Origin of the sequence: Paenibacillus sp. NPDC057934 (assembly GCF_042887565.1) — a bacterium.
Taxonomy (GTDB): domain Bacteria; phylum Bacillota; class Bacilli; order Paenibacillales; family Paenibacillaceae; genus Paenibacillus_AQ.
Genome location: NZ_JBHVPB010000003.1, coordinates 438,572 through 451,669, shown reverse-complemented (window position 1 = coordinate 451,669; position 13,098 = coordinate 438,572). Strand labels below are relative to the sequence as shown.

Below are 13,098 nucleotides of genomic sequence, written 5' to 3'. Positions count from 1 at the left end.
ATTTTTTAATTAAGGAACTGGGCTAATTATTTTCCGCCCCATAGCTTCATACGTTCTTCATGCTTCTGGTTGATAATCTCTTCTACTTTCTCATCGCCAGCCTTTTTCATATCCTCAAGCATCTTGTCGAATGTGGCATTGGCTTCAGCTTCAGTAGGAGAAATAATTACTCTCGTAGTGCTTTGTTCCATAATATCTTTAACCTTCTGAGCTGTCAGTGCTTCAGGTGTTCCGCCATCAGGAGTCAGGTTATCATATTCCGCTGTATCCCAAACGGAATCCCCAAGGTTCTTGATCGCCATTTCATCTACTTCGTTGCGTTGGAATTTAACCGGCATATCGTATGGCTGACCATTTGGATCTAGACCATTCTTGATGAACCACAGCCATTTGCGAACGCCGCTCTTCTTCACGGTATCATCCCAATTGTCTTTGAAGCTTTGCAAGAATGCAGGGTCCGGTTCTCTTTTGCCATCTACCACCGTGTAGTTGGTTCCTTCTTGGCCCCACAGCAGCAAATGCTGACCTTCATCACTTGACAGGAAGTTGAACAGTTTCATCGTTTCTTCTGGGTGCTTGTTATTCTTCGTGATAGCGATTGCATCCCATCCAAGCGAGCTTCTTGGTCCAAATGTCGTTTGGGCAGGATCTGTACCTGGTGCGACAACCTTGTAAGGGAAGAGTTGGTTATCTACACCGCCATCCTTCTTCAAAGCTCCATTACCATTACCTGGATCCCAATAAGCGCCTGGTGAGGAGAATACTGCGCCAGTAGCCAGCTTTTGAATCCATGTTTGCGTTTTACTAATAGCAAATTCTTTCTCGATCAGACCTTCTCTATACAATCGGTTCACATAGAGCAGCATCTCACGATACTTAGGATCCTTCACATCATACTGCAATTTCCCATTGTTATCGTAGTAGGTTTTCAGGCCCCACATGCCTTTGAACGTTCCAAGATTGGCGCCCATATTCTCACCGTTCATTGTCATAGGAACGGATTCTTTTCCATCAATAGTTTTGTGTTTCGCTTTAAAATCTTTCAATATTGTTTCCAGATCGTCAGTGGTGAGTGGCGTAGAACCATCTGCCTTATCCGGAGCCAACTCCGAAAGCAGATTTTTTCTCATCAACATCCCGAAGACAGGATCACTATCCAGTCCATACCAGTTCGCCAAATAATAGTTTTGGCCGTCTTTATAGCGTGTTTTAGTCAATGTATCGCCATACATTTCTTTCACATCAGAACCATATTTCTCAATCAACTCATCGAGCGGTACGAATGCTCCGCTTGTAATGTACTTATCGAGTGAAGCATCCCCACGGCTCATTACCACTACGTCCGGGTAGTCACCACTGGCGAGCATCAAGCTCAGCTTCTCTGTAGGGTTTCCGGTAGGTTGTTGTATAGAGAGCGAAATGCCAGTCTTTTTAGTAATTTCCTGTGCTACAGCATCAGTAAAGGGCTCTCCCTTTGTATTAGAATCAAACCAGGTTAGTGTGATCGGCTCTTCTTTTTTATTGTCTCCGGCCGTTTGGTTTGTATTGTCTTTTCCGTCGTTTGAACCACATCCCGCCAGTAAACCAGCAGCTAGTGCAGCCGTAATACCCACGCTCATCCATCTGTTTTTCTTTATCATTGACACCCTAATTCCTCCCATTGAATAAGTTACTTTACATGTCGTTCAAGCAACCAAGCAAGTCTGTCACCTCACCCCCCTTCAGGGCCGCCAGCCGGACAAGTCTTCTCCAGCTGGCGTTCGGTTTTATTTAACCATATTAACTCTTAACGGCACCCAAAGTCATACCCTTGACGAAGTACTTTTGCAGGAATGGATATACAAGCACGATAGGCAAGGTCGCAACCATCGTCGCTGCCATCCGGATCGTATCGCTTGAGACAGCATTCCGCTTGGCCGAGTTGGCTAGCATCTGCGTCTGTGACACCATACTTCCCGTCTGGAACTGACTTAATATTTTAACAAGTACGGCTTGCAAGGTCTTCAGGTCTGAGCTGTAGGTGAACGCATAGGAGTCAAACCAGGAATTCCAATGTCCAATGGCCTGGAAGAGTCCGACGGTTGCAAGTACAGGTGTTGTCAGCGGCAGGACAATCCGGAAGAAAATCGTCAAATCGTTCGCTCCGTCTACCTTTGCTGACTCTTCAATCTCATAAGGCAACCCCTCCATAAAGGTCCGTACGATAATCATATAGAAGACGTTCATCAAGCTCGGCAGAATGAATACGGAGAATGTATCAATCATGTTCAGCGCTTTCAGAACCATATAATAAGGAATCAGACCACCGGCAAAATACATCGTGAAGACGAAGTAAAGGTTCCATCCTTTGCGCCCTACCAAATTCCGGCGGCTTAGCGGATAAGCCAGCATCGTAATGACGAGGACTGACAGCGGTGCACCGATTATAGTCCGTTTTACGGTTACCCAGAGACCGTTCATGATCTCACTGTCTTTCAATATCTGATTGTAGCTGTCCAGCGTCCACGCTCTTGGCCATAAGTAGACGCCTCCTCTTACCGTATCCTCCGCGCTATTTAATGAAAGAACGAGAATGTTCCAAAAAGGCAGGAATGTAACTAGCAATACAATTGTGAGAATGAGGTACACAAAGAATTTAAAGATATGATCTCCGAATCTACTTGAAACCATCGCAAGCGCTCCTCTCCTGTTTTATTTAGAACAACGCCTGGTCGTTCACTTTTCTGGAAATGTTATTCACAATCACTACGAGAATAAAGGCGACGACTGATTTAAACATCCCTACGGCAGCCCCGTAAGAGAACATGCTGTTCTGTAGTCCATATTTATAAGCATAAATATCAATAACTTCGGAATATTCAAGGACTGTATTATTTTGCAGCAGGTATTGCTGTTCGAAACCTGCGTTCAGAATGCCACCGACTGCGAGAATTCCCAGAATTACAATGGTTGGGCGCAGGGCTGGCAGCGTAATATGCCACATTTGGCGGAACCGGCTGGCTCCATCCACTCTTGCTGCTTCGTAAAGCTCCGGGTTAATCGCCGAAATCGCTGCAAGATACATAATTGCGCTGAAACCCATTTCTTTCCACATGTTAGATAAGGCGATAATCCACCAGAACAACGGTCCATTCTGTAGGAAGGCCACCGGTTCTTTGACCACTCCCAGCATAACCAGGAAGTTGTTAAGCATTCCATCGGAGGCAAGCAGTGTAATTACAATGTTCGCTGCGATAACCCAGGAGATAAAATGCGGCAGATAAGAAACCGTCTGTGTAAAACGCTTGAAGAATCCTTGTTTGGCTTCATTCAGCATCAATGCAAGTATGATTGGAGCAGGAAATCCGAATAACAGCGTCAGCAAGCTTGTTGCAAGCGTATTCCGCATTACCCGATAGAAATCTCCTGTACTAAAGAAATATTCAAACCACTTTAAGCCAACAAATTCAGCACCGAAGAACTGGTGTAAAAACGATCCTCCACCCGGCTGATAATTCGTAAATGCCATATACAATCCAAACATAGGACCGTAAGAAAACAGCAATGTCGCAATAAAGGCAGGGAACATAAGGACAAATAACCACTTTTGTTCTTTTAGTCTGTACCACAGACCGTTGCCCCTGACTGTTTTGATAGCGCTTGCTTTATACATCAAATACCCTCCCTTTCTCTTTACACAGCATGCCTAGCCATCTCTTGGCTTTACTTCTCTCCTCCTTATCTTAAGGCCGCCACAGGTTCCTTTCTATACTTGAATCCTCCGAAAGATACCGCTTTTTAAAGATGTTTTGCCGCAAACTATTGTTGGATTTCGATATTCAGTCTGCTATGATAAACTTGGCAAACTTGTCTTTGTGAGTCAGGGAAAATATGTATAGCACTACCTGTTAGACATTACGGCACACCAAATACTCCTTAGAGAAAGGGCTTCTTCGATGCGTCAGTTTTATAAAAAATACTTCTATATGCCTTTCCTAGATCTAAGCTTTCGTTCCAAGCTGTTCCTGGTGTTTGTCCTGGTCACCATTGTTCCAATGATGCTGTTAGCCTACATATCATTCGAGCTGACAAAGTCCAAGCTCACGGATCAAATCTATATCAATATGATGAATTCAACCGCCCAGATCACCAAGAATCTGGAGAACAAGCTGGATAGTTATGAACATATTTCAGCTTCTATTTATTTGGATAATAGACTGGCCAGTTATCTCACAAGCGAATATCAGGATGACCCTTCTTACCTGGATGTCTACAAATACATTGCCAATCGAATTGACACGGTGATGGCTGCCTACCCTGATTTTGATAGCGTATTCATTTATTCAAATAATGCATCGCTACCCAAAGACAACTACTATATCAAACCGGTTACACCGGAAGTTGAAAAGACAGAATTGTTCAAACAGCTGCAGCATACTTACGGGAACATTGTTCATTTGTCCACGCCGCAAACCCAGGATAGTCCCGCCATGTTCACACTGGCCAGACAACTGAATAATAACCGCAACCAATATCCTTACGGAATTCTTGTCTTCAGTATTTCCGAATCGGTCATTTACTCCTTAATGGAGAAAGAGGCCGGTGGAGGCGGGAAAGACATTTTTATCATCAATAATGACGGTGTGATCCTGTCTTCTGCTGACAAACAGCTGTTGAACACTAGCCTGCCGCAGCTGCTGGACCATAAGTTTGATGAGGCGTCATCAGGCAGATTCGATACCACGTACAACGGGGTCAAGGCTTTTGCCGTCTACAATACGCTCAAAAACGGCTGGAAGACGGTATCTATCTTTCCTTATGACAGCATCATCAAGGATGCTCGCTCATTATCGCAAATTATCATCAAAATCTCACTGGCCTTTATTGGTGTGGCTCTGCTGCTTATTTATATCACTGCGTCACTGTTCAGCAAACGCATCCGCATGTTAATCCGTATGATCCGGCGTATTGAGCGAGGCGATTTCAATACGAGCAAGGATGAGCAACTTGGCAATGATGAGATTGGACAGCTGCATTTTGCCTTCCGGCAAATGACGAACCGCCTGAAAAGCCTCATCACCGAGGTGTACCAGAAGGAACTGCTGGGGAAGGAAGCGGAGCTGGATCTGCTGCAAGCGCAGATTAACCCTCATTTCCTGTACAATACCTTGGGGTCCATTTCCTCCTTGGCTATTAAGCATCAGGATCAGCGGATTCAGGATATGGTCCTGAATTTGGCCAAGTTCTACCGCATCTCTCTCAATAAAGGGAAGAGTATTCTGACGATCAATGAAGAAATTAGGCTGACGCAAAGCTACAATGCCATTCAGTTGATACGCTTCAAAGGACAACTGAACATTACCTACACGATTGATGAAGCCATTCTGCCCTACTCTACGGTGAAGCTGACCTTGCAGCCTTTTATTGAAAACGCGGTCATTCATGCCGTGTGGAATCAGGAGAGCCCGCTGAATATTCACATCAAAGGGATCATCGAGGACAACGACATTATCCTGTCCGTGATCGATGACGGCATGGGAATGAAGCCGGAGAAGCTACAAACACTGCTGGAGGACAAACCCGGACGGGGCTATGGCATTTCGAACGTAGATCGGCGGATCAAACTGAAATTCGGGGAGCGTTACGGTGTAAAAGTGTATAGTCGGCTGGGCATAGGGACCACAGTCCAGATCCGTCTGCCGCAAAAGGTAATGTTGTAGTGGGGGCGTAGCATTTGCTAATGGACTCAGATGACCCTATGGGTAGGCTGTCTGATCGAAATGCGAGGTTCTGAAGTAAATAGCGGCACTGGAGTCCGTAACATGCCCAAAACCCGGTTGGATTGCACATAACGGCTGTACAGTCCGTTACACTCCTTGCGTAGGTTTGACCTATGATGAGCAATTGACCAGAAACAAAAAGCAGCAAGTCTCCAAAACAGAGACTTGCTGCTTTTTCACATCTTGGTACTGGATTAACGATCTTCAACCCTTACTTCACAATCAAGTTGTAGATAACCTGAGCCGCTTCGGCCCGGGATGCGATTCCTTTAGGCGCGAATTGTCCTTGGTTCTGGCCTTTAATCAGCCCAAGGCTGGCTGCTTCGTTAACAGAAGCGGTTGCCCAAGAGGACACTTGGTTCAAATCCGTGAACGCTGCATCAGAAGCAGCAGCAGACACTTTACCATGCTTCAGTTCATAGGCCTTCATCGTCATCACCGTGATTTCTTCACGGGTGATCACTGCGCCCGGCTCGAACTTGTCTGCACCTCTGCCACTGACGATGCCAGCCTTGTAAGCAATAGAAATCGGCTCCGCATACCAAGTATTCGGTGCAACGTCAGCAAAGCTTGCTTCACTCGTTTCATTAAGCCCAAGGGTATGAACCAGCATGGATGTGAACTCAGCACGCGTAACTGCGCGTCCCGGTTCAAACTTGTCACCGCTGGTGCCTTGAACAAGCAGCTTCGCTGCTAACTCCTTGATAACAGAGCTAGCCCAATGACTGGCCGAAACATCGGTGAACGTCCGGTTCAGTTCCAGCACGGCATATTTGCTAAAATGGCTGATCTTAGCCGTCAAGACGCCATCAGCATAATCTGCTTGAATATATTCAAGCTTGCCGTTATCGGCAATATAGTAGATGCCTCCACGCGAAGCATTGAACCCTTCCGCTGCAGTCAGGCTCAGCGTAATTGGTTGATCAAACGTGGAGAGTGTTTGTGTTGCACCTGCTTTTGAAGTGATCGACAGGCTAAATTCATAGATATCACCCTTGAGCGCTACATCCGCATGAGTGGTTTCCGCAGCAGCGGAGATTGCTTCGTTGGCTTTGCTGCCAAGCGGCACCATCTTCAGGGAGATCGAGCTGTCTGCCCGCTGATCAGCAGGCAGCTTGTTCTGTAGTACATGAATCAGATCCGCAGGCACTTGGAGCGAGAGCTTACCGGATTTCACTTCCAGCGTGTGATTTCCGAGTTGAAGAATCGCCGCAGGGGATAGCTGTATTTCTTGTGTATCTCCCTTGATGTCCACTACTGCTTTATTACCTGCACTGTCCACTTTCAGCATATCTGGTGTGATGCTCACCGTTCTAGCGGCATTAGATGGATCAACAATGCTGCCTGGGGTGCTGCTGCCGGTATTGCTATTGTTTCCGTTGTTACCGTTATTGCCAGGATTCACTGGTACATCTGGATTACCTGGGGTACCCGGATTCTCGGGATTTCCTGGATTTCCTGGATTTTCAGGGTTCCCAGGGTTCTCCGGATTACCTGGATTTTCTGTGGTGGCAGCTTTGACTGTAATCTCAGCCGTTGCCTTAAATCCACCGTCCACGGTCTTTACAGTAATCGTCGTCTTGCCAGCTGCAACAGCGGTTACCGTACCGTTCTCTACAGTAGCTACTGCAGCATTACCTGAAGACCAGGTTACCGATTTATTCGTTGCCACTTCCGGGTTCACCGTTGCAACCAGCTTGCCGGTTTCGCCAACGGTCAGTGTAAGCTCGGTCTTATCCAGAGCTACGCCTGTTACCGGCTTCGGACTTGCTGTCAATTTGACCAGTTTAGACTCTGCCGGTTGCAAAGTCCATGCCAGGGAACCGGTTACGGACGAAGTCTCTCCCGTCCAAAGATCTTGCATCGTGTAGGATTCAGAAGCATCCAGTCCAGCGCGGGCAAAATCAACCGTTTTGTTGGCTGAATTATTAGCACTGTAGTTGAATACAGCCAGGTAATAATCGTTGCCGTCCTTCAGTACAAAGCTATCTGCGGCATTGGCATTCGTATTGCCTTCCAGCGGCTTGAAGGCTTTTCCTTTCAAAGCCACTTCAAGAACGTCCGTGTTGTTGTACAAAGCCGTCATGTATTCCTGCGCTTTAGTATCATTCACATCATCACTATCCAACATCACCGTTCCGGCGATGACGCCGGAGTTCACGCGGCTGCGGGCTTCAGTCAAGCTGTTAGCACGGCTTAGTGCCAAATGATCCGGGTCTGTGTACGGATAGATCGTTCCATTTTGCCAGAAGCCGTAGGTCAATGAATTCAGCATGTATTCTGTCTCATTGATCCTGCCGAAGGTGTCACAGGAAATCCGTCTGCTGTGCGCATATTGGCTTGGGAAAATTGGCGCGATAGATTCGCTGATGAACATTTTTCCATCCAGACGGTCTTTCACATAACGCATTCCTTCATTATAAGCCTGAATCCCTGTGGTCACATTCGGATCATAGTGTTGACCTTCCAGTGCGCCATGAGTCAGGAAATCCAATTTGATAAAAGTAAATCCAAGATCCTTGAACTTATCCAGGAAATAATTCATGCGCAGTTTCGTACCTGGATGTGTCACATCGAGGGCATAAGCCCCGTCCAGCGTCGGCAGCGGGTTACCCTCAGCATCCCTAAGGACGATATCGCCATACGTATACTGACCGTTGGTGCCATCTACTGTCTGACTCATATTGTCGCCCCAGTATACAAACGGTCCCCAATAAATACCTGCATGCTGCCCATTGCCTTTAATAACAGAGACAACGCTTTCAAGCTGCTGATCACTCAGATTATCCCAGTAAGAATCCATATTGATGAATACATTGCCGTTATTGTTGAAGTCCTTCAGATTCTCTTTAAAATAATTGGAGACATCCACTACGTCTTGGTACGACAATGAGCTTTCATAAGCTCCCCAGCTGTTCCAGCCGACCGGTACGCCTTGCGGCAATTCCGGATTCAGCTCCAACGGAGGCGTGATGATCGCATTGGCTTTGCCGTATTCTTCAAGTCCAGTACGGTAATCGCTGAATCCACCCACCATAACCAGCGGCGAGGATAGCTCCGTACCTGTCAGGCTGCCGTGTGGCTGGGTGTCGCGGGTAACATCACTTGCTGCACCACCATACACCGCAAGTTCATTAAGCCGGTTGGAAGAGCCTTTCCAGTCAATGCCTGTCTTCCAATTGTCATGCGTAACAGAACCGATGATCAGCCCATTACGAGTCGCATTGTTAAAAATAGCTGTCATCTCATAGCTGGTATCTGCCCGATTCATCGTTTGAGATTTGTAACGAATCCAGGCATCGTTGTCAAAAGGCACGGTCAGCACACGGTTATCCGCGCTGGCGCCAATATCTACACCACCTGTACGTTTCAACGTAATCGGTGACATATAATTGCTCTTGATTGCCGTATCACTGGCTGCATCCAGGCGGGTCAAGAAGTATGTTCTGTCCTCATAGAATTTGTAGACTTGCTTCAATGTCGGCTTGCCTGCCGAGGTATGAACAAATGTCAGCTCTACCCCTTTGCCAAACCCATCCTGAATCTCTACTGGCGCTCCAGCGCTTGCATGATTCTCGTAGCTTTTGGTCTCCACAAGCTCATCGCCGAGCTTAATGCTGCCGTAGATTCCTTTTAGCTTCTGTCCATCAGCCCAGCTGTAACCAGCATATCCGTTCTTGGTATTATAGGATACTTGATATTGTCCATTGGATACCAGCAGGCCGTAAGTATAATCGGTTACCGTAATCGCCCCGTAGCTGTGTGTATCGCCCGGTGTTCCCAGGTCACCCTCTTCTTCACCGGGATTTCCCGGCTCTGAGCCCATCGCAGGCTCTACAATAATGCGGTCCAGATCCGGTGCATACCAGTTACCGTCCGAGAATGTGATCGTATTCTCACCCTCAGTTAGCGGCAGTGTAATATCATAGGTGCCAACCGTATCCCAGTCTGCTGTCTTCGGCAGCTCGTAGTATTGCTCAGTGCCCCCATTAGCGCTGACATAGAAGCTGCGTGGGTCGCCCGAAATGTAGGCTACAGTGATCTTATAATCACCGGTCATCGGAGCTATAATCTTTTTGAAGATTAGAGAGCTGCCTCCATTCAGGTAGCCTACCTTTTTACCGCCGGAAGCATTGGGGCTGTCGGACACACGGGCTTCGCCAGTCAATTCATTGACCGGAGATTCCGCTTCATAGCTGATCGTATAAGGAATCACTTCGATCTTATCCATATCCGGAGAATACCAGTCATGGTCTGAGAAAGTGATCGTATTCGTACCCGTTTGTAGAATCACTTCCACATCATAAGTGCCTATCGTGTTCCAGCTTGCCGTCTTCGGCAAATCAATCAGCTCATCGGGTCCATTATTCACCTGCATATACACAGGCCGTTGGTCGCCCGAAATATATGAAATGCGGATCAAATAGGTTCCGTCAGCCGGTGCATTAACATTAGTGAATGTCAAGGAGCTATCCTTGTACAGACCCGTTACTTTCTTACCATTAGAGCTGACGCTGCTGTCTTCCACCTTGGCATTGCCTGTAATAATATTCTCAGGCGCTTCAGCCTCAATGACTACACCACGCAGGTTCTTCTTCCAGTCGCCTTCATGACCTTCCCCCGGATTGCTATTGTCGATCCCGTGAATCACGATCTTGTCGATGTCTGGAGAATACCAGTCGTTATCATCGATCAAGATGGTATTGGCTCCCGCGTTCAAGGGAAGCGTTACATCGTAGGTGCCCACGGTCTCCCAGTTCGCCGTCTTAGGTGGTTCTTCGAACTGCTTGTTGCCACCGTTGGCACTGATATAGAATGGGCGCGGATCGCCAGAAATATAGTACACTGTAATTTTATAATTTCCGGTCTCGCTTACCGTTACATTATTGAACTGCAAGGAACTGCCTTGATAGATACCCCCGACCTTCTTGCCGCCGGAAGCTGTAGTGAGATCCGATATAGAAGCGTTGCCAGTCAACGTATTCCCTGCTGCCTCAGCCTCATAGGTGTTCGTATCATCAGCATATGCCGTCCTCGCGAACTGTCCGCTACCGGTAACCACCAGGCAGATCATGATGAAGAGCAGAACTCCTTTTTCCATTACCTGTCCAAGCATAACATCCCTCCGTTTGGTGTTGTATAGGTAGTGCTTTCTTGCTGCCAATTCTTCTGTTGTTTCACTGTAATACTCGGGCCATGTTGCTCAAATCAAGTGATACAAAGGAATCCAAGCGCCGGAAAATACGATCCACTCATTAATGATATCGCTTCCACAACAAAGCGTTGCAGCACCCTGACAGATCAATAGCCAACGCACATCTGTCCAACTATCCGCAGGGAAATAACGTCTGCTGTCCCCGTGTGCAGCTACACGCATTTCTGTAATCGCTTTCGTAAAAGAGCTATCCAATGCTTTCTTCTCCTTTCTTTCTTCGTCTGCCAATCCTGAAAGCGCTGTCGAAATTATAGAAACTGAAAGATTCCCTTTGATTGGCACTGATGATTTCAGCCCGTCTCTTGCACTATGTTTTGAATACATGCCTAATTGTAAAAAGCCGACGGTGAATTATCTATACCGTAATCTTACTATTCATAGAGGAAAGCGTCTTTCATTCATCATTCTGTGGAGAATAGCGTCTTCCGTACTGACACGGTCAAATACTTTTCCTGTATTCGTTCGGTGTAACTCCCTGGTTCTTCAGAAATAGAGAAATAAAATAGGATGTACTTTCATAGCCTACTCTCTGGGCGATATCCTGAATCTTGAGTGAGCCGTCCGACAGCAATTCTTTGGCCTTATCGAGCCGTATGCGGGTCAAATAATCGTGGATCGTCATACCAGTCTTATCTTTAAAAATGGAGCGTAAATAATTCGGCGACAAATAGACCTGATCAGACAGGCTATTGATCGTAATCGGCTGATCATAATTCTGATCAATCATCGTCCGAACCTTGTGGATCAGCTTTGCATTTTTGTCCATAAAACGCTCGCCCAGCAAGCTCACTGCATTCTCGGCAGTCCCTAAAATCAGATCCTCAATCTCATTCAGGGTCAGCGCATTATAGATAGAATGGTATAATTCCGCCCGCTTAAAACCCTCGGGAACAGGCTCGTGCAGTTGCTCTAGCAGCTCATCCACGAGATCAATAGACCAGTCACAGATGATTTTCCTCTTAATTCTCAGCGTTGCCAATCCTTCAATATGCCGGTGCAGATTCTGCGCGGCCTGCTCGAATTCCAGCCGGTTAATGGCGTCAAACCACTCTTTTCTGGCAAAAGGTGGTACATGTTCGCTGTAGAACTGGTTACAAACGGCATTGGCATGAATAATCGTACCTGTACCTTCATAGAATCGCTCATTCAAAATCACACGCATCTCCTCATAGAGAGGTTGGATATGAATCAATTCAGCATCCTTGCCGCCGACAGCAGCTGTCACCGTGAAATCCAGCGTACCTCGAATGGCTTCGGCTAAGTCTTCCCATGCATAATGACCCGGTTGCTCCGACGCTTCCATAAACACGCCTATCTCCCCTTCCTTATAGGGAACAAAGACAACCTCCAGGTTCTTCGCCTTGAAAAAGTGGTCCAGAAAAGACACCAGTCGGCCCATGCAGTCCTCCAGACTCTGCCCCCCCTCAGCCTCCTTGGGATCAATGCTGAACAACGCCAGTGCATAGCGGTTACTCTCCGGCAAGCGGGTTAGTTTGCTAAAGCTAGATGCCAGATTGGCGGCGCGTTCTGCGTTTTTCTCATAGGAAAGCTCCTTGAAAATGTTGGCTTTGGCTGCTTCCATCGAACGTTTCTTCATCCGTACTTCCTCACAGCGCTGTTTCACCTTTTCGATAACGCTTACAATCTCATTTAAATCAAGCGGTTTCAATAAATATCCGACAGCACCTACGTTGAGGGCCGATTTTACATAATGAAATTCATCATGCCCAGTCAGGAACATCACTTGCATCCCTTCATAGCATTCATGTATATTTTTAGCCAGTTCAATTCCGTTCATAATTGGCATTTGAACATCCGTAAGCACAATATCCGGCTGCGTGGCCTCAATCTTCTCCAGAGCCTCCCGGCCATTGCCTGCTGTTCCGACGACGTAGATGCCCATCTCTTCCCAGCGAATATAATCTCTCATCATCTCGAGTCCCAGTTCTTCATCATCTACAAGAAAAATACTGTACATCGAAGTCCCCTCCTCCTTGTTGTCTGCTCTTTCTCTATTATATGCTTTTCCCTCACACCAACCATGGTACTTATAAATGAAAGTCATTTTCAAGCATAAATTGTTAAATTGGAGTGTTTCAACATGCACTTCACACATAAAAAAAT

7 protein-coding genes are annotated in these 13,098 nt (G+C 46.7%); 1 reads left to right on the top strand and 6 read right to left on the bottom strand.

The window, feature by feature from the left end:
• Positions 1-26 precede the first annotated feature (26 nt).
• The 3 genes from ACFVRY_RS09430 to ACFVRY_RS09420 all read right to left on the bottom strand — a co-directional run bounded on the left by ACFVRY_RS09430 (position 27) and on the right by ACFVRY_RS09420 (position 3,652).
• On the bottom strand, positions 27-1,640 hold the full coding sequence (locus ACFVRY_RS09430; protein WP_387499504.1) for an extracellular solute-binding protein: 1,614 nt from the start codon (positions 1,638-1,640) through the stop codon (positions 27-29).
• A gap of 139 nt (positions 1,641-1,779) precedes the next feature.
• The gene (locus ACFVRY_RS09425) at positions 1,780-2,670 is read right to left on the bottom strand and encodes a carbohydrate ABC transporter permease (RefSeq protein WP_387499502.1); all 891 of its coding nucleotides are present in this window, start codon (positions 2,668-2,670) and stop codon (positions 1,780-1,782) included.
• Between the two features lie 25 nt (positions 2,671-2,695).
• Entirely contained in the window at positions 2,696-3,652 is a 957-nt protein-coding gene (locus tag ACFVRY_RS09420; protein ID WP_066373542.1) for an ABC transporter permease, read from the bottom strand.
• A 283-nt stretch (positions 3,653-3,935) separates the two neighbouring features.
• Between ACFVRY_RS09420 and ACFVRY_RS09415 the strand changes: the two genes are divergently transcribed.
• Positions 3,936-5,699 (top strand): cache domain-containing sensor histidine kinase, encoded by a 1,764-nt coding sequence (locus ACFVRY_RS09415; RefSeq protein WP_387499500.1) that lies wholly within the window; start codon positions 3,936-3,938, stop codon positions 5,697-5,699.
• Between the two features lie 271 nt (positions 5,700-5,970).
• Here ACFVRY_RS09415 and ACFVRY_RS09410 read toward each other — a convergent pair whose 3' ends face one another.
• The 3 genes from ACFVRY_RS09410 to ACFVRY_RS09400 all read right to left on the bottom strand — a co-directional run bounded on the left by ACFVRY_RS09410 (position 5,971) and on the right by ACFVRY_RS09400 (position 12,952).
• Positions 5,971-10,860: an S-layer homology domain-containing protein gene (locus ACFVRY_RS09410; RefSeq protein WP_387499497.1), complete on the bottom strand. Its 4,890-nt coding sequence runs from the start codon at positions 10,858-10,860 to the stop codon at positions 5,971-5,973.
• Positions 10,861-10,962: 102 nt separating this feature from the next.
• Positions 10,963-11,169 carry a hypothetical protein gene (locus ACFVRY_RS09405; protein WP_387499495.1) on the bottom strand — a complete coding sequence of 69 codons (207 nt, stop codon included), beginning with the start codon at positions 11,167-11,169 and terminating at the stop codon, positions 10,963-10,965.
• Between the two features lie 244 nt (positions 11,170-11,413).
• Positions 11,414-12,952, bottom strand: coding sequence for a response regulator (locus ACFVRY_RS09400; RefSeq protein ID WP_387499493.1), 1,539 nt, complete (start codon positions 12,950-12,952; stop codon positions 11,414-11,416).
• Between the last annotated feature and the right edge of the window lie 146 nt (positions 12,953-13,098).